This is a genomic window from Vibrio sp. 10N.261.55.F4, assembly GCF_041470465.1.
Taxonomy (GTDB): domain Bacteria; phylum Pseudomonadota; class Gammaproteobacteria; order Enterobacterales; family Vibrionaceae; genus Vibrio; species Vibrio crassostreae_C.
The window spans coordinates 126642-146088 of sequence record NZ_JBFRMM010000043.1 but is presented as its reverse complement, the minus strand read 5'-3'; the positions used below and the strand labels follow the sequence as shown (position 1 = coordinate 146088).

Below are 19447 nucleotides of genomic sequence, written 5' to 3'. Positions count from 1 at the left end.
GCGAAATCTTTAGCAACACCGCCGTATACTTTTGCAAGAGTAGTACAGATAGCAGCAGTTAGAGTTGTTTTACCGTGGTCAACGTGGCCGATAGTACCAACGTTTACGTGCGGTTTCGTACGTTCAAATTTTTCTTTAGACACAATCGTGTTCCTTCCTAGTTATGATTCGCCACGTTCATTATTGAGCGAGACGCGCCAGAAATTGCTATTTTATGCGCCAACTCTCGTTAGCGCAATATTTGGACGCATTGTTCTTTCAAAAAATGAAAAAAAATGCCTTCCTTTTGTTTAACCACGCTCTGCAATGATTGCTTTTGCAACATTGTTAGGCACTTCAGCGTACTCACTAAACTCCATAGAGTAAGAAGCACGACCTTGTGTCGCAGAACGTAAATCAGTTGCGTAACCGAACATGACAGACAACGGAACTTGTGCACGAATTATCTTCAGGCCAGCTGTCCCCTCGTCCATACCTTCGATGATGCCGCGACGACGGTTAATATCGCCAACAACGTCACCCATCCAGTCTTCTGGAGTAGTTACTTCAACTTTCATCATAGGCTCAAGCAGAACCGGTTGCGCTTCAAGTGCACCCGTTCTGAAAGCCATAGAGGCAGCGATTGTAAACGCCATCTCACTTGAATCTGTTTCATGGTAAGAACCATCATATAGTGTAGCTTTGATATCCAAAACTGGATAGCCAGCAAGCACACCATTGTTCATCTGCTCTTCAACGCCTTTAGCAACTGAAGCGATAAACTCTTTCGGTACGATACCATTGGCAATTTCATCCACAAAGACAAAGCCTTCGCCAGCTTCTGATGGTTCTAGTTTCAGCCATACGTGACCGTACTGACCTTTACCACCATGTTCACGGATAAATTTACCTTCCGCTTTCGCTGTACCACGAATAGTCTCACGGTAAGCCACTTGCGGGTTACCAACGTTGCAGTTCACGCTAAATTCGCGCTTCATACGGTCAACGATGATATCTAAGTGTAGTTCACCCATACCAGAAATCAGAGTCTGGCCAGTTTCCGCATCCATATCAACGCGGAACGATGGGTCTTCCGCTGCTAGTTTACCTAGAGCGATAGTCATTTTATCTTGATCAGCTTGAGAGCTTGGCTCTACAACGATCTGAATAACTGGGTCTGGGAACTCCATGCGCTCAAGAACAATCTTATGGTTCTGGTCACAAAGGGTTTCACCAGTAGTCACATCTTTCAGGCCAATGATGGCTGCGATGTCACCTGCTCGTACTTCTTTTACTTCTTCTCGCTTGTTTGAGTGCATTTGAACAATGCGACCTAAGCGTTCACGTTGTTTCTTCACAGAGTTATAAGCTGTTTTACCGCTTTCAACAACACCAGAGTAAACACGGATGAAAGTTAAAGTACCAACGAATGGGTCTGTTGCAATCTTAAATGCTAGCGCTGAGAACGGTTCTTTGTCGTCTGCGTGACGCTCTGCTTCGTTCTCATCTTCATCGATACCTTTAATTGCAGGTACATCGACTGGAGAAGGAAGGAAATCAACAACTGCATCTAGAACAGCTTGTACACCTTTGTTTTTGAATGCACTACCACAAGTAGCAAGTACGATTTCATTATTAAGGGTACGAGTACGAAGACCTTGTTTGATTTCAGCTTCTGTTAGTTCACCTTCTTCAAGGTACTTATCCATCAGCTCTTCATTTGCTTCTGCAGCAGCTTCAACAAGTTCTGTACGATATTCTTCAGCCATTTCTTGCATGTCTGCAGGAATATCTTCGTACGTGAAAGTCATGCCTTGGTCAGCTTCATTCCAGTTAATTGCCTTCATCTTGATAAGATCGACAACGCCTTGGAAGTTTTCTTCAGCACCAATGTTCAGTTGAATTGGAACAGGAGTTGCGCCTAAGCGGTCCTTGATCTGTTCAACTACGCGCAAGAAGTCAGCGCCGGTACGGTCCATTTTATTAACGAAAACCATACGTGGAACTTGGTACTTATCAGCTTGACGCCATACTGTCTCTGACTGAGGTTCAACACCAGATGAGCCACAGAACACAACAACTGCACCATCAAGCACACGCAGAGAACGTTCTACTTCGATTGTGAAGTCAACGTGTCCAGGAGTGTCGATGATGTTAATACGGTGGTCCGAGAACTGAGCTTCCATACCACGCCAAAACGTAGTGGTTGCTGCTGAAGTGATCGTAATACCGCGCTCTTGCTCTTGCTCCATCCAGTCCATGGTTGCTGCACCATCGTGAACTTCGCCGATTTTGTGAGAAAGACCGGTATAGAACAGAATACGTTCACTTGTGGTTGTTTTACCTGCATCTACGTGAGCAACGATACCGATATTACGGTATTGCTCTATAGGAGTTTTACGAGCCACGGTTGAATCCTCTTATTAGAGACTTAGGGACTATTGCTATGTCTAGATTAGGCGTTAAAAGCGATGCTTCGCTAAAAATTGCTTGCCCTAGAAATAGCAATAGTTCCTAGCATAAGCATAGGAACTAAAGAAGTGCTGCAAGGAACCTTGCAGCACTAAAAAGGTATTACCAACGGTAATGTGCGAACGCTTTGTTTGCGTCAGCCATGCGGTGAACGTCTTCACGTTTCTTAACCGCAGTACCTTTGTTCTCAGACGCGTCTAGCATTTCAGCAGCTAGGCGTTGAGCCATAGATTTTTCACCACGCTTACGCGCAGCTTCAACTACCCAACGCATAGCAAGAGCGTTACGGCGAACCGGACGAACTTCTACAGGTACTTGGTAAGTTGAACCACCTACACGGCGAGATTTAACTTCTACCGCTGGGCGAACATTTTCAAGAGCTTCTTCAAATACAGCTAAGTGGTCTTTACCAGACTTCTCAGCCATTGAATCTAGTGCAGTGTAAACGATTTTTTCTGCAGTAGATTTCTTTCCGTCAACCATAAGGATGTTAACGAATTTTGCCAGCAATTCAGATTTGAACTTAGGATCTGGAAGGATCTTACGCTGACCTATTACGCGACGACGTGGCATGGATATTCTCCGTTGTCTTCTTCAGGTTTTTTCCAAAACTTTTCAGAATAATAAATAAAATAGTGTTTGGCCTTACTTAACGATTTCTTTTTAAAAAAGAGAATCAATTAAGACTTAGGACGTTTCACACCGTACTTAGAACGACCTTGTTTACGGTCGTTAACGCCAGCACAGTCTAGCGCGCCGCGAACAGTGTGGTAACGAACACCCGGAAGGTCTTTTACACGACCGCCACGGATTAGTACAACACTGTGCTCTTGAAGGTTGTGACCTTCACCACCGATGTACGAAGTTACTTCGAAACCGTTGGTTAGACGTACACGACATACTTTACGTAGTGCCGAGTTAGGTTTTTTAGGTGTAGTAGTGTAAACACGAGTACATACACCACGTTTTTGTGGGCACGCTTCTAGTGCAGGCACGTTGCTTTTAACAACTTGCTTTACACGAGGCTTGCGAACCAACTGGTTAATAGTTGCCATTAACTAGCTCCTGAAATTTACTTGAAAGTAAGCTTTGTGAAAAATCTATCCCTAATCACAAGTCGTAATTAGGGACGCAAAATTCTATTCAGCAGTGGGAGGTGTGTCAAGAAATATACAGATCTTTTTTAGCCGTCTAGAGCTCAGGATGGTCTAATTTTAACCAAACTGATAAAACACGCTTACCAAGTCACTGATTTGTCTTTCAAAACCGTCAGTTTAACGAAGCCATCGAAGTCAACTTGATCAATGGTACTTGAGACAAGTAGTTGTAAACCTCGGCTATCGAGATCTGGTTTTAACACCGACACCTGCTCTACTGCGCAGATTTGAGTGAATAACTCATGATTAGGAAGGCAAACATACACTGCATCTTCCACCAAAAGGAACTGGTCCTGTGGCTGAGAATAGATCAATGCAAGTTTAAGCTTGTCGACTGATTTTACGATATGAAGCATAGCGTCCCCTAGAAAGTCAGGATCTGTTGGCACTGAGCTAACTTCTGCGTTAACTCGTCGGCTTCAACGGTGGTCACATCGATTAGCAGGTTGTCTGCTGAAAGACCAAACTGACTCAGACTACGCTGACACACATACACCTGTTCGATGTCGTACAGGTCCATAAGTTTGAATGCGGAGATGTAGTCACGCGATAGTATTTCGTCGGGCTGCTGCGCTTTGAGAAGCTGTGTCACGCCATCACCAACAAAGAACACGGCAATGTCTTCACTATATGCGGACGCAGCAAGCAGGGCGTCTAACCCTTCTCTACCCGCAGCGGTCGTATGAGGGAAACTGTTAAATATAAAGGCTAACTTTCTCAAAACTGCACAACCCTATCTTGCGTTAGTAGCGCTTCCGATAAGCTCCCTAATCCGGCTTGAGTAAATCCAGTGGCTAGGTTAGAGGCACTTAGTTGATGTTGCTCTGCTTCTTCAAAGCTAATCACTCCGCGTCTTAGCGCAGCTGCCACACAGGTTTCAAGGCTAACATCGTGTTCATCAGCCAGCTTTTGCCAAGCAGAAGCTAAATCAAATTCATCGTTAGCCGGTACGGTAAGGTCTGAGCCGTTACTGACGCCATCTTGATAGAAGAACACACTGTGAAGTTTGTGGCCCTGTTTAATCAGAGCTACGGCAAACTGGTAGGCACTTCTTGCTGACTGTGAGCCATAGACTGGCCCATTCACTAGGAGTGTATAGCTTAGCAACCCTCTTCATCCTCTGTTTTACGTTGGCGGATGTATAGGTACACGGTGTGCTTAGAGATGTTCAGTCGCTCAGCAACGCGGTTGATCGCGTCTTTAATATCGAAAATACCTTTGTCGTACAGCTCCATCACGATCTGACGGTTCTTAGTATTGTTCGATACCGATTTGTCAGCGTTAATTTCTTCAATGGTGCGTTCAACCGTTTGGTCGACAAGTTCTTCAACGTCACTAGCGAAGTTAACCGATGATGCGGCTTCGTCTGCGTCTTGTGTAGGCATGAACGATTGCAGCACTTGTGAGAATGGCGCGTCTAGATTCACGTTAATACACAGTAGGCCAATCACTCGGTCTTCACCGTTGCGGATAGCAACCGTGATCGACTTCATCAACACTCCGCCTTTAGCGCGAGTGAAGTATGAACGTGAGAAGTTACGCTTAGAACCTTCAATATCTTTTAGCATCTTCAATGCAAGATCGGTGATCGGCGAGCCAACCTGACGACCTGTATTTTCGCCGTTGGCAATTTTAATCGCAGAAGTATTGAGGTCTTCTAAAGAGTGCAAAACGATTTCACAAAACGGACCAATAAGGCTCGCAATACCGTCAACAACGGCCTCATAAGATCTTAGAATGATTTTATCGTGTTCACTGAATGGCATAACGTGGACTGATTCCATTTCAAGTAACACATCTGCATTGACTGTTTCTGTAGTAGTCACTTATTCCTTACCTTCGTGTGAAAAATCAACAAATTTATGTAAGTTTATCAGAAAATTTTAATTGCACACCTAGCTAACATTGCAACTAGTGATTTAGAACAAGTTTAAAAATCAAATACTCATCTTCAAATCATAAAAAAAGCCTAACTCAAAGTTAGGCTTTTTATTCAATCAACGTATTTTAGTACGAGGCTTTTAACCGATATTACTGTGCAGGAGCTGCTTCAGCGTTATCGATGTTTAGTAGTTCTACTTCGAATACTAGCGTTGAGTTAGCTGGGATAGTCGGTGTGTCTTGCTCACCGTATGCTAGCTCTGGCGGGATAACGAACTTGTACTTAGAACCAACTTGCATCAGTTGTACGCCTTCAGTCCAGCCTGGGATTACGCGGTTTAGTGGGAATGTTGCTGGTTCGCCACGATCGTAAGAGCTGTCGAACTGAGTACCGTCTGTTAGCGTACCTTTGTAGTGTACTTGAACGGTATCAGTGTCTTTTGGAGAAGCGCCTTCACCAGGAGTCATTACTTGGTAAAGTAGACCAGATTCAGTTTGCTTAACGCCTTCAGTTTTAGCGAACTCAGCGCGAAAGTCATCACCGGCTTTCTTCACTTCTGCAGATTTTTCTGCCGCTTGTGCTTGCATCGTTTCAGCAACACGCTTGTCTAGAGCTTCAAGAGCTGCGCGAGTTTCTTCTTCGTTAAGTGCTGTTTTCTCTGCGAATACGTCTTCGATACCTTGAAGAACCATATCTTTGTCTAGGTTGATACCTAGCTCGCTTGGCTTATCAATGCTTGTGCTTAGGTAGTTAGCGAAAGATACACCGATTGCGTAAGCCGCTTTGTCATCTTCTGTTTTAAAGTTTACTGCTTCAACTTTAACTTCTTCTACCTGTGGAGCTTCTGCCTTTGGTTCTTCTTTCTGACAACCAACTGCTAGCATAACCGTTGCGGCAAGCAGTGATACTTTTAAAACTGATTTCATTGAATTCTCCAATTAATGGCCAAGCCATTGGTTATTGTGCACAAATCTAATGATTAGATTGGTGTGAATACGTTAGTTATAACAATATACTAGTCATATGTCTTTCGACACAAACCGGATTATTAGATGTGATGCGAATATTTTTCCACTCATTGCTATGTACAATTGTCATCACCTTGTTAAATGGTTGCTTTTTCTTCCAAGATGATGAGCAGCGTTGGGAAATTGAGCCCAATGGTGCCACCAGCTTTGCACTCAGCAGAGATGGACGCTTCGCCCTGCTCTACTCTCAGCAAAAGCAACTGCTCCTTTGGGACCTCGCCGAAGACCAAGAGTTGGCTCAACTCGGCCCACAAGATCAATTAGAAAACCAAGTATCGCGTATCCGTATCTCGGACAATGGCCGTTTTGCCATTACCGCTAGCCAGATGAACTTCGCCGTTTGGGACTTATCTTGGACTCAAGCACAAGGGCTCTGGTCTATCTCCGACGGCTTGATTCGCGATGTCGATATCTCTAGCAATGGTGAAAAAGTACTGCTTGGCCTTTCTAATGGAAAAGCCATCTATGTGGACTTAGTCACCGGACGCCGTCTGGAGTTCCTTGCTCACCGAGAAAAAGTGAATTCAGTCTCCCTCTCTTCTAATGGCCGCTACGCATTATCAGGCGGCAACGACTACAAAGCTTACCTTTGGGATACCGAGTCGGGCTTGGTGTTGCGCACCTTTGAGCATGAACAAAGAGTAGTACGAGTCGCGCTACAACGCGATGGTGAACTGGCTTTTACCTCTGATGGCGGCAATCAAGCGATGATTTGGGATCTTGAAACGGGCGAACCTCAAGCGCAATTGCAAAGCTGGTCTCGACAGTTGATTTTCTCGAGTGCGCGTTTTTCTGATGACGGCAGTATGTTGGTGACGGGCACACCATCCAGCCAAGTGAGTGTGTGGAATACTCAGGATGGCAAGCGAATTTCTCGCCACGATGCTGAGCCATTAAAAGATGCTCGCCCTCCTCGTGCGGTAGTGTATGATGCAGCCTTTGATGATAAGAACCGTGTGATATCGGGCACCTCTGCGGGCATTGCCCAAGCTTGGAATGTGGATTAAGAACGATGACAGAAAAGCGAGTTGAACAACTAGAAAGCCGCGTAAATGACCTAGAGTGTCAGCTAGCTTTCCAAGAACAGACCATTGAAGAACTCAATGAAGCGCTTAGCCAACAACAAATGTTAATCACGAGAATGCAAGATCAGATGAAGTTCGTGGTTGGCAAAGTAAAAAATATGGATGGCTCTAATCTAGCTGACGCATCAGAAGAGACGCCACCTCCACACTATTAAGTGCGGTTCAAAATAACCAATTAAATCTAACGACGCATATCGTTAGTTTCTCGTCCTCAATGTGTAAACACATTTCAGGACGGGACATAGAAAACTAAGAGGGCGACAGATACTTATCTGTCGCCCTTTTGTTTATTTCATCTCAGTGAATAAGCTAAAGCCAATTAAGCCGATACCAACTTAGTCGTCGGCATAAATCTTCACTTCAACACGACCTTGAGTATCAACGCTTGCACGATACATTCCTGAGCTGTTCATACCAAAATGTATATCGCCTTGGCCATCGATAGCGATCAAGCCACCTTCTCCACCCATGGTTTTCAATTCACCTTGAATGATCGTTTCACAAGCGGTGTGCACATCTTCTTTCAGATAACGCATTCGTGCTGCGACATCACTGGCGACCATTTTACGTAGGAAGAACTCACCCATCCCGGTTGTTGAGACGGCAACATTGCCATTTTCAGCGATGGTTCCTGCACCAATGATCGGAGAGTCACCCACACGACCGTATTTCTTATTGGTCACGCCACCGGTACTGGTTGCTGCCGCTAAGTTACCCGCTTGGTCTAATGCGACCGCACCAACCGTGCCGTACTTTTTATCGTCAGGGTATTTCTCAGCTTGCTGCTGATCATATTTCGCTTCAGACAGAGCAAAGATGCCTTTCTCTTTCATCGACTGAAGTTGGTCATAGCGGCGCTCAGTAAAGAAGTAGTCTTGCTCGGTAAAGGTGTAGTCATGCTCAAACGCAAACTTCTCGGCACCTTCACCAATCAGCAACACATGGTCGCTTTTCCGCATCACATCACGTGCAAGCTCAATTGGGTTTTTGATATGGCGAACGCCTGCAATAGCACCTGCATCCATTTCGCGGCCATGCATCACAGAAGCGTCCATCTCAACAAATTCATCATGCGTTAAAACAGAGCCCCTACCGGCATTAAAGTGCGGGCTGTCTTCCATCACCTTAACCGATGCCACTACCGCATCCAGAGCATCACCACCCGATTGCAATATTTGATAACCAGCCAAAACCGATTTTTCCAAAGCCTCGGTAATACCCGCTTTTAATTCATAGCTCATTTGCTCGCGCAAGATGGTTCCTGCACCACCATGAATGGCAATTGAAAAAGGCTGTGACATACAAACTCTCCACTGACGTCGTCTTATAATGTTGTGCTATCAATACCACATCCATGGTTCGATGTCTGATAACGAAAACCAAACTTTTACGAATGCTTAGATTTGCGGACACTTAGTTTGGTAGAGAAAAGCGAGGTCAAAAAGCGAGACTCCTAAACGCAAAAAGCCTCCACAAGGGAGGCTTTCAAGATTCTTAAACTAAACCGTTAATTCGGTATTAGTGAGAACCACAGCTACCGCCGCCGCAGCAGCCGTCTTTTTTCTCTTCACCGTGGTCATGGCCTTCGCCACCACAGCAACCGCCTTCGTGGTCATGATCGTGGTCGTGACCGCCACAGCCGCCTTCTTGGTGTACGTGACCGTGTTGAACTTCTTCTTCAGTCGCTTCACGAACCGCTACAACTTCAACGTCAAACGTTAGAGTTTGGCCAGCTAGCATGTGGTTACCATCAACAACAACTTCGTCGCCATCTACTTCAGTAACTTCAACTGGGATTGGACCTTGGTCAGTATCAGCTAGGAAACGCATGCCAACTTCGATTTGCTCAACACCTTGGAATACGTCTGCAGGAACACGTTGAACTAAGTCATCGTTGTGCTCGCCGTAAGCGTCTTCTGGAGTAACCGTTGCTGAGAACTTGTCGCCAGCTACTTTGCCTTCAAGCTCTTTTTCAAGACCTGTAATTAGGTTGTTGTGACCGTGAAGGTAATCTAGTGGAGCTTCTGCAGTTGATTGGTCAACTACTACGCCATCTTCAAGTTTCACTTGATATGCAACACTAACTACTACGTTCTTTTCAATTTTCATGAGAGCTCCAAGGAGGTTTGGACTAAGCTCGAACAGTTGAGCTTAGGAAAAATTCTGTACCGGGATATTATGGGGATCAATTAACGAAACTCAATCATTCTGGCTTAAAAATACCGATCATTTCTTGATTCGCGTGTTCAGATTTCTCTACAGTTTTCGGTTTACGCTGTTCTGTGAAGTCACAATCGACACATTCCACCAGCTCGATATTATTTTCAATCCACCAACGGAGTGTGTCTTGAGTACTGCAACTTGGGCAGCTTGCCCCTGCGATAAAGCGTTTTTTCTGTTTCACGTTCATATCCTTTACTACTCTGGATTCGCGGTTCTTCCCACTCACTTTATTGATAAGTTAAGCAGAGACCGCGTTTATTATTAGGTTAGTTCTATAGTCTGTTATTTCTATGCCCAAGCTCTATTTCTAAGCTCAAGCATGAGTTATCACTTCAAGCTACTGCCAATAGTTTCGAGATTGGTGATCGTTTTCCATCTCGTGTCCAAAGATCTCTTCAAGTTCTTTACGAGCCTCTTTCGCTCTTTGGGCTAACTCGGCATCTTCGTTATGCTGAGGCAGCAACTCTTTCAGCATACCATTATCCAACTTTCTAAAGTGTGCTTCTGCTCGCTTCGCTTTATATGGATGCATGCCAAGTTCAGTCAATGTTTGACGACCTAAATCCAATGCTCCAAGGAAGGTTTCACGCGAATAGTTACTCACACCGTGGTTAAGTAGTTGATACGCTTCAACACGGCTTCGTGCACGCGCCAAGATCTTTAAGCGTGGGAAGTGCTGCTTACATAAATCGACGGTTTTCATGATTTCATCAGGGGAGTCAGTACACAACACAATCGCCTCTGCTTTATCAGCACCGGCTGCGCGTAATAGCTCTAGGTGAGTCGAGTCTCCGTAAAACACCTTGTAGCCGAACTTTCTAAGGATGTGTATTTGGCTGGCATCACTTTCAAGGACAGTGATACGAATCTTGTTAGCGTACATCAAGCGACCGATGATCTGACCGAAGCGACCAAAGCCAGCAATGATCACTCGAGGGCTGCGATCAACCACATCCGAAGACATCGCACTTTCGCTGATTTGGTTCAGTTGACGAGCAAAGAACTTATCTTGCAGCTTAAGCATTAGTGGCGTGGTCACCATAGACAGGCTCACTACTACCAGTAAGAACGACACCTGTTCGCCACTTAAGATGCCCTGCGCACTCGCCGCGGTAAAAATAACGAAAGCAAACTCACCACCTTGGCTAAGAATCATCGCCATTCGGCTACGCGCTTTTGCCTGTGTTCCAAAGATACGAGCTAGCGCGTACAGCACTAAACCTTTCAACACTACGAGGGCCATTACAGCTATTAGTATTGCGAATGGGCTTTCTGCCAATAAACCTAGATTTACCGCCATGCCAACCGAGATAAAGAACAGGCCGAGCAGTAACCCTTTGAATGGGTCAATCGCAATTTCAAGCTCGTGTCGGTATTCACTTTCAGCCAGAAGTACGCCCGCTAGGAAGGTACCTAATGCCATCGACAAGCCAATCCGTTGCATGATCACAGCAATACCAATCACAAGTAACAGCGCCGCGACGGTGAATAACTCACGCACACCACTCATCACTACGTATCGGAAAAGTGGTCTCAACAAGAAGTGGCCACCGACCAGTAGGCCAATCACGCCACCCAGCATCCACAGCATGTCAGCCCAGCTACCGCCGGTATTACCCGCAAGTAGAGGCAACATTGCTAGCATTGGAATAACAGCGATATCTTGGAAAAGCAGTACTGCAAAGCCCGACTGCCCTGCTTCTTTGCCGCCGAGCTCTCGCTCTTCAATAACACGCAAGGCAATCGCAGTCGAAGACAGCGCCAAACCCATACCTATCACGAGACTGGTTTGCCAGGTTAATCCAAATAGACAGGCGATGGCGGTAATAATTAGAGTGGTGATCAGCACTTGCGCGCCGCCCAACCCGAGAATGGGGGCTCGCATCTGCCACAGTTTTTTCGGGTTAAGCTCTAAACCAATCAGGAAGAGCAGCAGTACCACCCCGAATTCGGAGAAGTGCAGAATCGCCTCTACATCACTGATTAAGCCCAGCCCCCATGGGCCAATTGCCACACCTGCTAATAGGTAACCGAGGACTGAACCCAAACCAGCGCGCTGTGCGATAGGAACCGCAACCACAGCAGCCGCTAAAAATATAACGCTACTTTGTAGAAAATCATTAGTCAGAGCCATCATCTGCTCCTATATCTTGTAGCGGGTCTCGCAACCAATTTCGATACGCTTCGGCGTGTTGGTAACGCGTCATATCGGTGACATTTCGTGCCCAGTGTAAAACCAAAGGGGATATCCAGTTCATTTGACACAAAGCAGCGGTGAGCTCGAATGGTTGCAAGATCTCTTGTAATGGATATTTATTATAACCTGCGGCACCAAACGCCTCTTCTTTACCACCGGTAGTAATCACACTGCGCCAGTGTTTGCCTTTAAGCGCACTTTGCTCACCAAAAGCAAAGCCCTTGCCTAACACGCGATCAAACCACTCTTTTAACAATGAAGGACAGGAATACATGAACAGAGGATGCTGAAACACGATCACATCGTACTGAAGGAGCAATTCATGCTCATAAGGCACATCAATAAAGAAGTCAGGGTAGATGGCGTAGAGATCATGAACTTTGACATGACCGAGCGACTCTACCTTCTTAACCATCATCTGGTTAGCAATAGAGGTTTGCGGCTCTGGGTGCGCGTAGATGATCAACACCTTTGGCACGACTTTGTCTGTCGAGGGAGTATTACTCATTCCTTTGAAACATTCCTTTGAGGGCTAAACGGTGGCAAGGCCACAAGAATTTAAGCAAAAGTTATTAATATGTTATTGGCATCATAACGCAAATTGCATTGTGATCGACTTTTATCTGGTTTCAGCCTACTATGCAGGCGTCTGTTCACCTCTAATTTCTATGCTATTTCAATTATGATTACTTTCTCTGATATTCAATTGCTACGCGGCGGTAAGCCACTCCTCGACCAAGCATCTGCGACTTTTCACCCTGGCGACAAGATCGGTTTGGTTGGTAAAAACGGCTGTGGTAAATCTACGCTATTCGCCTTAATTAAGGACGAACTGTCTATTGATGCGGGTTCATTCAGTAAACCAGCCCATTGGGAAATGGCTTGGGTTGCTCAAGAAACACCTGCATTAGAAAGAACAGCAATTGAATACGTGATTGATGGCGACCGTGAATACCGCGGCCTTGAAGATCAACTAGAGAAAGCTGAACAAGCCGACAATGGCACATTGGTAGCAGAGATCCACGGCAAGATTGAAACCATTGGTGGTTACAGCATAAAGGCACGTGCTGCCGAGTTACTGGATGGCCTAGGCTTTAGCCAAGAACAAATGACATGGAACCTGACTCAATTCTCAGGTGGTTGGCGTATGCGTTTGAACCTAGCGCAAGCCCTACTGTGTCGCAGTGACCTACTGCTACTCGATGAGCCTACCAACCACTTGGATTTAGACGCAGTAATGTGGCTCGAGCGTTGGTTACAAAGCTACCCTGGCACGCTAGTGCTTATCTCGCACGATAGAGACTTCTTAGACCCTATCGTCAACCGCATCGTGCACGTTGAAAACCAACAGCTCAATGAGTACACGGGTAACTACTCATCGTTCGAAACCCAACGAGCGCAAAAACTGATTCTGCAACAAGCGATGTACCAAAAGCAGCAGAAACAGATGTCTCACATGCAGAGCTACATTGACCGTTTCCGTTACAAAGCTTCAAAGGCTCGCCAAGCGCAAAGCCGTATTAAAGCGCTAGAGAAAATGGAACAAGTGCTGCCTGCTCAGTTTGATAATCCATTCAGCTTTGAATTTAGAGAACCAGACGCACTACCAAACCCAATCATGATGATGGATGAAGTATCAGCGGGCTATGATGACAATCTGATTCTAGAAAAAATTCGCTTGAACCTAGTACCGGGCAGTCGTATTGGTTTGCTTGGCCGAAATGGCGCTGGTAAATCAACACTGATTAAACTGCTTTCTGGCGAACTGAAACAGCAAGGCGGTGAACTGAGTTATTCGCAAGGCGTTAAGATTGGTTACTTTGCACAGCACCAGTTAGAAACGTTGCACCCAGAAGAAACACCGCTGCAGCACATGATGCAGATTGCCCCTAAACACACCGAGCAACAATTGCGTGATTACCTAGGTAGCTTCGGTTTCCAAGGTGAAAAAGCACTTGATAAAGTAGCACCCTTCTCAGGTGGTGAAAAAGCGCGTTTAGTTCTGGCGCTACTGGTATGGCAAAAACCAAACCTGTTGCTACTCGATGAACCAACCAACCACTTGGATCTCGACATGCGTCAAGCGCTGACTTTTGCCCTGCAGACATTTGAAGGCGCAATGGTTATCGTATCGCACGACCGTTACCTACTGCGTGCGACTACCGATGATTTATACCTTGTACACGACCGCCAAGTAGCACCGTTTGATGGTGACTTAAGCGATTACTACAAGTGGCTAACCGAACAGCAGAAAGTTGAGCGCAAAGAAGCACAAGCATTGGCACCAGCAAAAGACGGCGCCAACAGTGCAGCAGCGAAAAAAGAGCAGAAACGAAAAGAAGCCGAGTTCCGTAAACTGACGGCACCACTTCGTAAAAAGCTCACTCAATTTGAAAAGCAGATGGATAAATTAACGCAGGCTCTTGAAGAAGCCGAACAAGAATTATCCGACACTTCACTGTATGAAGCTGAAAATAAGGCTAAACTGAATAAAGTACTCGCTCTCCAAGCGAGCAGTAAGTCACAGCTAGAAGAAGTTGAAATGGATTGGATGTCCACTCAAGAAGAGCTTGAGCAGATGGAACAGGATATGGATAGCTTATGAGCCCAGAGCACGCCCCAATATCACTAACACTGGAACGACTATGGCAATTTAGCCTTCAGTATTACAGTGTGCGTGGTGTAAAGGATGCGTGCCTAGCTTTACAAAACCAGTTTCACGGCAACGTCAATCTACTGCTGCTGCTCAAATGGCTTGATGAGCAGCAATTGTCTTTTGCCGAAGAAGAGTGGCACAAAGTTCAACAGTGCTTGAGCCGCTCTGAAACCCTACTTCATAGTTATCGAGAGCTACGTAAACATCTCAAAGCACACGTTGTCGACTCTCTATACCGTGAAGCGCTAAAGTTTGAGTTACAGCTTGAAAAGCAACAACAGTCCGATCTGGTCGACTGTATAAACTCCCTACAGCTGTACGCTAACCAACAAGCGCCTCTCGCTTTTCAATACTGTCGATTATTAGGGGCAGAAAACCTCTGCGACGCTTTTTCTGAACCAGCACCACAGCCCTAGCTCGTTCTCTTTCCCTTTTATTCAATCAAGATCCAAGCTTAACCTTGATATTATTCAAACGGTTACCCATAGTCTGTTTTTGTATCTCGTATAAGTGAAGCCTTGCGCTTATGCCGAGAATCAACCAAGCTCAAATAAAAACGTGGGCGTTTCGTTACAAACTCAACACGTTATCAAAACCCGTATAAAGAAGCATGGATCGTTTTTATGACAATATTTACCGCAGCTGCTGGTCTCTCTAATCCGCACTTACAAACCTTAGTGCCACGGTTTATTAGGAAGCAGGCGCTGTTTCATCCTCACTGGCAAACCTTAGAAACACCGGATGGTGACTTTCTTGATCTTGCTTGGAGCGAATCACCAGACGGTGACACCTCAAATAAAAATGATCGCAGTAGCAAGCCGATATTCGTTCTATTCCACGGTTTAGAAGGTAGCTTTGAGAGCCCTTATGCCAATGGATTAATGAATGCGTTTGCTAAAGATGGTTGGTTGTCCGTGATGATGCACTTCAGAGGCTGCAGCGGAAAACCCAATCGCCTGGCTCGCGCTTACCATTCAGGTGAAGTCGAAGATGCGCGCTTTTTTCTAAGACACCTGCACGCCCAGTTTCCGAATAACCCTAAGGTTGCGGTTGGCATATCTTTAGGTGGAAACATGCTGGCGAACTATTTGGCTGAGTACGCAGACGACCCATTGCTGTCGGCGGCGACCATCGTATCTGCTCCTTTTGACTTAGCGTGTTGCTCTAGTCGTATTGAGCGTGGTTTCTCCAAGCTCTATAAGAAGTACCTGCTCAACTCTCTAAAATCGAATGCGCTAAAAAAGGTTAACCTGCTGCAGGAAAAACTTGGCATCACCGCTGAAGCCATCAAGAACATCACCAAACTGTATGAGTTTGATGAACGAATCACTGCGCCTCTGCACGGCTTCAAAAATGCCCAAGATTATTATGCGCAATGTTCTGCTCTGCCTAAGCTCAATAAGATCAAACTACCGACTCAGATCATTCATGCCAAAGACGACCCTTTCATGACCGATGATGTGATCCCAAAATTTGTTCTGCCCGATAACATCGATTATCGACTGTTTCAAAAAGGCGGCCATGTTGGGTTTATTACTGGCAGTACACTCAAGCCAAGGTTTTGGTTAGAAGAAGCCTTGCCTGCCTACTATGAAAGTATCCAAGATTCGGCATAATGACCGAGCCTTAGTAAATAGAAGTAAAACAATACTAAGCACACGCATTTCTACATCAATAAACCTATTTATGAACATAAAAGAGAGAAGTATTTATGATCATCCCATGGCAAGACATTGCGCCAGAGACACTGGAAAACCTCATCAAAGAGTTCGTGCTGCGTGAAGGCACAGACTACGGCGACGTAGAGGTTTCACTGCAAAACAAGATTGATCAAGTGAAACATCAATTAGCTTCAGGAGAAGTCAGCATTGTGTTTTCTGAGCTCCATGAAACCGTTGATATTCAAGTCACAAAACGCTTCTAGGCTGCGCTCATAAAGGAGCCGTGTTATAGTGGTAAACGATTGCTAACAAGTAAGTTACTCAAAAGACAAGGGTTGTCATGTCCGCTAAACATCCAATTATTGCGGTGACGGGTTCATCTGGAGCCGGCACCACCACCACCTCAGAAGCCTTCCGTAAAATGTTCAATATGATGGACGTGAAGGCCGCTTGGGTTGAAGGGGATAGTTTCCATCGCTTCACTCGCCCAGAGATGGATGTCGAGATCCGTAAAGCGCGCGAGCAAGGTAAGCACATCAGCTACTTTGGTCCTCAAGCCAACGACTTTGGTGCGCTAGAAGAGTTCTTCCGTAAATACGGTAACGAAGGTACAGGTAAAGTAAGAAGCTACCTACACACCTTCGATGAAGCCGTGCCTTACAATCAAATGCCGGGCACCTTCACGCCATGGCAAGAGATCCCTGAAAACTCCGATGTGATGTTTTACGAAGGCCTGCACGGCGGTGTGGTTGATGGCGACATTAACGTTTCTCAACACGTCGATTTGCTGATTGGCATGGTACCTATCGTAAACCTAGAGTGGATTCAAAAATTCGTTCGTGACACCCGCGATCGTGGCCACTCACGCGAAGCCGTAATGGATTCCATTGTTCGTTCGATGGATGATTACCTTAACTACATTACCCCGCAATTTTCGCGCACTCACATCAACTTTCAGCGTGTTCCAACCGTAGATACATCTAACCCTCTCAACGCCAAAGGGATTCCAAGTTTAGACGAAAGCTTCGTTGTTATACGTTTGCGCGGCATCAAAAACGTCGATTTCCCTTACCTTTTAGCTATGATTGATGGCTCATTTATGTCTCGCCACAACACGCTTGTGGTACCAGGAGGGAAGATGAGTTTTGCTATGGAGCTCATTGTAAGGCCGATCCTACAACAACTCATCGAAACCGGAAAAATTGGTTAACAGAGCACCATTCTGGTTGATTACTTTTCATACCGTGATCATGTGCACAATTTTGCGTAAAAAATCGTAGCTTGGTCACGATTAAAATCAAGAAATAGTACCTGAAAAAGGATACTATTCTTAAACGAAACACAAGATAGCTTGCAGCGCTCAACGAGTGCTCTTATCCTACAAGTCAATCCAGGCTTAGCTAAAATACGGAAAGCGGCAAGCATACCCTGCAGAGGAAGTGAGATATTATGGTTCTAGGTAAACCTCAAACCGATCCAACATTAGAGTGGTTCCTTTCACACTGTCATATTCATAAGTACCCATCAAAAAGTACTTTGATTCATGCTGGTGAAAAGGCAGAAACCTTGTACTACATTGTTAAAGGTTCTGTGGCAGTTCTTATCAAAGACGAAGAAGGTAAGGAAATGATTCTTTCTTACCTAAACCAAGGCGACTTCATCGGTGAGCTAGGCTTATTCGAAGAAGACCAAGAGCGTACAGCTTGGGTTCGTGCAAAATCTCCTTGTGAAGTAGCTGAAATTTCTTTCAAGAAATTCCGTCAACTTATCCAAGTGAACCCAGACATCCTAATGCGTCTATCAGCGCAAATGGCAAACCGTCTACAAGTAACTAGCCAAAAAGTTGGTGACTTAGCGTTCCTTGACGTAACTGGTCGTATCGCACAAACGCTACTAAACCTAGCAAAACAACCAGATGCAATGACTCACCCTGACGGCATGCAAATCAAGATCACTCGCCAAGAGATTGGCCAGATCGTTGGTTGTTCTCGTGAGACAGTTGGTCGTATCTTGAAGATGCTAGAAGAGCAGAACCTAATTTCTGCACACGGTAAAACTATCGTGGTATATGGCACTCGTTAATCTCGATTAACTGAGCCTAAAATTTGAAAGCCACCAAATGCAAATTTGGTGGCTTTTTTGTTTTCTAAAGATCTACAAAGAAAATACGAATGAAACACCTACAGCTTCGAAGCGCAAACACTCTCGAAGCGAAGTCTATCTGCATCTTTAGGGTAAAGTCCGTACTCGTATCTTTCTTTAACCGTTAGTGCTTTCGAAGATCTTGTCAGCCGATGCTGCCACAAAACCGGTATAAAGCTCACCATTAGCCATCGCATAACGCTTAGCGAACTCATAGAAGCCTCCAGGAATCATCTCATTGCCCTCAACAAATGAAACTGGGACTTTATCTGCCATTGTTGATGATTGCTCTAATAAGACCTCTGGAGAGCCTTTAACCTGGCCACCAGATGCATTGATCGTGAAGCCTGATTCGCTCAAATAATCATTCACTGCCTGCACTTCATCAAAAGCATCGAGTTGATTAACGCTCACTGTAAAGTGGTTGGCACCGTAACCATGAGCTGCGAGCCAAGACGCGTATTCACTCTCTTTTGCAAGCACTTGGAAATCTGCGAAGCTCAAGTCCCATAGACGACCACCAAACAAGAATTCATGGCCTTGAAGCTTGCTTACGTCGACTTGCTCAACCAATTTAGCAACGATCTGTTGTAAGTCACTTGAACACTCTTCGACCTTCAACTCACTAATGAACACTTTAGGTTGATTTGGATCTGGGTGCTCGTAATGCTTCGCGACTAGCTTCTTACTCTCAAACAAGTAATCGCCACACGCTTTATAACCTAGCTCAAGGAAAGGCTTAGCCAATGTTTCAATACCTAGCGGAGCAACATTGAAAGTACGCAGTGCAATGTGATCATTAATCAGAGCTTCGTCTTCTTTCAGCAAGTGATGTACTTTCTCAGCCGATGGACAAAGCCTGTGAATGTAATCGTCCCAAAGTGATTTAAAGAGTAGATCGGGCGTCATGGTGACTCCTTGTCAAAGGTTCTAGCAAGCTAGTAATTTGGATAAGAGAGGGAGAG

At 45.4% G+C, this 19447-nt stretch carries 23 protein-coding genes; 8 read left to right on the top strand and 15 right to left on the bottom strand.

Going from position 1 to position 19447, the window contains the following annotated elements:
• From AB4249_RS20215 to fkpA, 9 genes are all read right to left on the bottom strand, one after another.
• On the bottom strand, positions 1 to 143 hold a 143-nt coding region (locus AB4249_RS20215; protein WP_240798929.1), incomplete at its 3' end, for a GTP-binding protein.
• A 147-nt stretch (positions 144 to 290) separates the two neighbouring features.
• Positions 291 to 2387, bottom strand: coding sequence for an elongation factor G (gene fusA / locus AB4249_RS20210; protein ID WP_017061101.1), 2097 nt, complete (start codon positions 2385 to 2387; stop codon positions 291 to 293).
• 166 nt (positions 2388 to 2553) lie between these two features.
• Positions 2554 to 3024, bottom strand: coding sequence for a 30S ribosomal protein S7 (gene rpsG, locus AB4249_RS20205; protein ID WP_010435163.1), 471 nt, complete (start codon positions 3022 to 3024; stop codon positions 2554 to 2556).
• Positions 3025 to 3131: 107 nt separating this feature from the next.
• The gene (gene rpsL / locus AB4249_RS20200; RefSeq protein ID WP_004737194.1) at positions 3132 to 3506 is read right to left on the bottom strand and encodes a 30S ribosomal protein S12; all 375 of its coding nucleotides are present in this window, start codon (positions 3504 to 3506) and stop codon (positions 3132 to 3134) included.
• A 182-nt stretch (positions 3507 to 3688) separates the two neighbouring features.
• Positions 3689 to 3964, bottom strand: a complete 276-nt coding sequence (gene tusB, locus AB4249_RS20195) for a sulfurtransferase complex subunit TusB (protein WP_372104555.1) — start codon at positions 3962 to 3964, stop codon at positions 3689 to 3691.
• A gap of 8 nt (positions 3965 to 3972) precedes the next feature.
• Positions 3973 to 4329 (bottom strand): sulfurtransferase complex subunit TusC, encoded by a 357-nt coding sequence (tusC, locus tag AB4249_RS20190; protein WP_372104552.1) that lies wholly within the window; start codon positions 4327 to 4329, stop codon positions 3973 to 3975.
• On the bottom strand, positions 4326 to 4715 hold the full coding sequence (gene tusD / locus AB4249_RS20185; RefSeq protein WP_372104549.1) for a sulfurtransferase complex subunit TusD: 390 nt from the start codon (positions 4713 to 4715) through the stop codon (positions 4326 to 4328). The genes tusC and tusD overlap by 4 nt, the downstream gene beginning before the upstream one ends.
• Positions 4709 to 5434: a transcriptional regulator gene (locus AB4249_RS20180; protein ID WP_004729851.1), complete on the bottom strand. Its 726-nt coding sequence runs from the start codon at positions 5432 to 5434 to the stop codon at positions 4709 to 4711. The genes tusD and AB4249_RS20180 overlap by 7 nt, the downstream gene beginning before the upstream one ends.
• Positions 5435 to 5639: 205 nt before the next feature.
• Positions 5640 to 6416 carry an FKBP-type peptidyl-prolyl cis-trans isomerase gene (gene fkpA / locus AB4249_RS20175; protein WP_017066211.1) on the bottom strand — a complete coding sequence of 259 codons (777 nt, stop codon included), beginning with the start codon at positions 6414 to 6416 and terminating at the stop codon, positions 5640 to 5642.
• 131 nt (positions 6417 to 6547) lie between these two features.
• On the opposite strand from fkpA, the gene AB4249_RS20170 reads away from it, so the two are divergent.
• Together AB4249_RS20170 and AB4249_RS20165 are read left to right on the top strand one after the other, a co-directional pair.
• Positions 6548 to 7525, top strand: coding sequence for a WD40 repeat domain-containing protein (locus AB4249_RS20170; RefSeq protein WP_017063707.1), 978 nt, complete (start codon positions 6548 to 6550; stop codon positions 7523 to 7525).
• A gap of 5 nt (positions 7526 to 7530) precedes the next feature.
• Positions 7531 to 7758 (top strand): SlyX family protein, encoded by a 228-nt coding sequence (locus AB4249_RS20165; RefSeq protein WP_009848930.1) that lies wholly within the window; start codon positions 7531 to 7533, stop codon positions 7756 to 7758.
• A 180-nt stretch (positions 7759 to 7938) separates the two neighbouring features.
• Here AB4249_RS20165 and AB4249_RS20160 read toward each other — a convergent pair whose 3' ends face one another.
• From AB4249_RS20160 to kefG, 5 genes are all read right to left on the bottom strand, one after another.
• Positions 7939 to 8904 carry an isoaspartyl peptidase/L-asparaginase family protein gene (locus tag AB4249_RS20160; RefSeq protein WP_017066209.1) on the bottom strand — a complete coding sequence of 322 codons (966 nt, stop codon included), beginning with the start codon at positions 8902 to 8904 and terminating at the stop codon, positions 7939 to 7941.
• Between the two features lie 217 nt (positions 8905 to 9121).
• A complete protein-coding gene (slyD, locus tag AB4249_RS20155; protein ID WP_017063705.1) occupies positions 9122 to 9712 on the bottom strand; it encodes a peptidylprolyl isomerase in 591 nt (196 codons plus the stop codon).
• 94 nt (positions 9713 to 9806) lie between these two features.
• Entirely contained in the window at positions 9807 to 10007 is a 201-nt protein-coding gene (locus AB4249_RS20150) for a YheV family putative zinc ribbon protein (RefSeq protein WP_019825339.1), read from the bottom strand.
• 156 nt (positions 10008 to 10163) lie between these two features.
• Positions 10164 to 11960: a glutathione-regulated potassium-efflux system protein KefB gene (gene kefB / locus AB4249_RS20145; RefSeq protein WP_372104546.1), complete on the bottom strand. Its 1797-nt coding sequence runs from the start codon at positions 11958 to 11960 to the stop codon at positions 10164 to 10166.
• Positions 11947 to 12531: a glutathione-regulated potassium-efflux system ancillary protein KefG gene (kefG, locus tag AB4249_RS20140; RefSeq protein ID WP_017061111.1), complete on the bottom strand. Its 585-nt coding sequence runs from the start codon at positions 12529 to 12531 to the stop codon at positions 11947 to 11949. The genes kefB and kefG overlap by 14 nt, the downstream gene beginning before the upstream one ends.
• Before the next feature lie 174 nt (positions 12532 to 12705).
• On the opposite strand from kefG, the gene AB4249_RS20135 reads away from it, so the two are divergent.
• From AB4249_RS20135 to crp, 6 genes are all read left to right on the top strand, one after another.
• The gene (locus AB4249_RS20135; RefSeq protein ID WP_017061112.1) at positions 12706 to 14628 is read left to right on the top strand and encodes an ABC transporter ATP-binding protein; all 1923 of its coding nucleotides are present in this window, start codon (positions 12706 to 12708) and stop codon (positions 14626 to 14628) included.
• On the top strand, positions 14625 to 15095 hold the full coding sequence (locus AB4249_RS20130) for a TIGR02444 family protein (RefSeq protein WP_372104543.1): 471 nt from the start codon (positions 14625 to 14627) through the stop codon (positions 15093 to 15095). Before AB4249_RS20135 ends, AB4249_RS20130 begins: the two co-directional genes overlap by 4 nt.
• Positions 15096 to 15302: 207 nt before the next feature.
• Positions 15303 to 16295, top strand: a complete 993-nt coding sequence (locus AB4249_RS20125) for a hydrolase (protein WP_019825349.1) — start codon at positions 15303 to 15305, stop codon at positions 16293 to 16295.
• Between the two features lie 95 nt (positions 16296 to 16390).
• Positions 16391 to 16603 (top strand): YheU family protein, encoded by a 213-nt coding sequence (locus AB4249_RS20120; RefSeq protein ID WP_010435208.1) that lies wholly within the window; start codon positions 16391 to 16393, stop codon positions 16601 to 16603.
• A gap of 77 nt (positions 16604 to 16680) precedes the next feature.
• Positions 16681 to 17550, top strand: a complete 870-nt coding sequence (locus tag AB4249_RS20115; protein WP_010435210.1) for a phosphoribulokinase — start codon at positions 16681 to 16683, stop codon at positions 17548 to 17550.
• A 239-nt stretch (positions 17551 to 17789) separates the two neighbouring features.
• On the top strand, positions 17790 to 18422 hold the full coding sequence (gene crp / locus AB4249_RS20110) for a cAMP-activated global transcriptional regulator CRP (RefSeq protein WP_004729651.1): 633 nt from the start codon (positions 17790 to 17792) through the stop codon (positions 18420 to 18422).
• Between the two features lie 177 nt (positions 18423 to 18599).
• On the opposite strand, the gene AB4249_RS20105 is transcribed toward crp, so the two are convergent.
• Complete coding sequence (locus tag AB4249_RS20105; protein ID WP_010435216.1) at positions 18600 to 19391, bottom strand: DUF1338 domain-containing protein; 792 nt, start codon at positions 19389 to 19391, stop codon at positions 18600 to 18602.
• Positions 19392 to 19447: the final 56 nt, after the last annotated feature.

Excerpts from the sequence above, each read along its gene's own strand:
- rpsG (WP_010435163.1), bottom strand. The coding sequence starts at position 3,024 with ATGCCACGTCGTCGCGTAATAGGTCAGCGTAAGATCCTTCCAGATCCT.
- rpsL (WP_004737194.1), bottom strand. The coding sequence starts at position 3,506 with ATGGCAACTATTAACCAGTTGGTTCGCAAGCCTCGTGTAAAGCAAGTT.
- tusB (WP_372104555.1), bottom strand. The coding sequence starts at position 3,964 with ATGCTTCATATCGTAAAATCAGTCGACAAGCTTAAACTTGCATTGATC.
- fkpA (WP_017066211.1), bottom strand. The coding sequence starts at position 6,416 with ATGAAATCAGTTTTAAAAGTATCACTGCTTGCCGCAACGGTTATGCTA.
- AB4249_RS20170 (WP_017063707.1), top strand. The coding sequence starts at position 6,548 with ATGCGAATATTTTTCCACTCATTGCTATGTACAATTGTCATCACCTTG.
- AB4249_RS20165 (WP_009848930.1), top strand. The coding sequence starts at position 7,531 with ATGACAGAAAAGCGAGTTGAACAACTAGAAAGCCGCGTAAATGACCTA.
- AB4249_RS20160 (WP_017066209.1), bottom strand. The coding sequence starts at position 8,904 with ATGTCACAGCCTTTTTCAATTGCCATTCATGGTGGTGCAGGAACCATC.
- slyD (WP_017063705.1), bottom strand. The coding sequence starts at position 9,712 with ATGAAAATTGAAAAGAACGTAGTAGTTAGTGTTGCATATCAAGTGAAA.
- kefB (WP_372104546.1), bottom strand. The coding sequence starts at position 11,960 with ATGGCTCTGACTAATGATTTTCTACAAAGTAGCGTTATATTTTTAGCG.
- kefG (WP_017061111.1), bottom strand. The coding sequence starts at position 12,531 with ATGAGTAATACTCCCTCGACAGACAAAGTCGTGCCAAAGGTGTTGATC.
- AB4249_RS20135 (WP_017061112.1), top strand. The coding sequence starts at position 12,706 with ATGATTACTTTCTCTGATATTCAATTGCTACGCGGCGGTAAGCCACTC.
- AB4249_RS20130 (WP_372104543.1), top strand. The coding sequence starts at position 14,625 with ATGAGCCCAGAGCACGCCCCAATATCACTAACACTGGAACGACTATGG.
- AB4249_RS20125 (WP_019825349.1), top strand. The coding sequence starts at position 15,303 with ATGACAATATTTACCGCAGCTGCTGGTCTCTCTAATCCGCACTTACAA.
- AB4249_RS20120 (WP_010435208.1), top strand. The coding sequence starts at position 16,391 with ATGATCATCCCATGGCAAGACATTGCGCCAGAGACACTGGAAAACCTC.
- AB4249_RS20115 (WP_010435210.1), top strand. The coding sequence starts at position 16,681 with ATGTCCGCTAAACATCCAATTATTGCGGTGACGGGTTCATCTGGAGCC.
- crp (WP_004729651.1), top strand. The coding sequence starts at position 17,790 with ATGGTTCTAGGTAAACCTCAAACCGATCCAACATTAGAGTGGTTCCTT.
- AB4249_RS20105 (WP_010435216.1), bottom strand. The coding sequence starts at position 19,391 with ATGACGCCCGATCTACTCTTTAAATCACTTTGGGACGATTACATTCAC.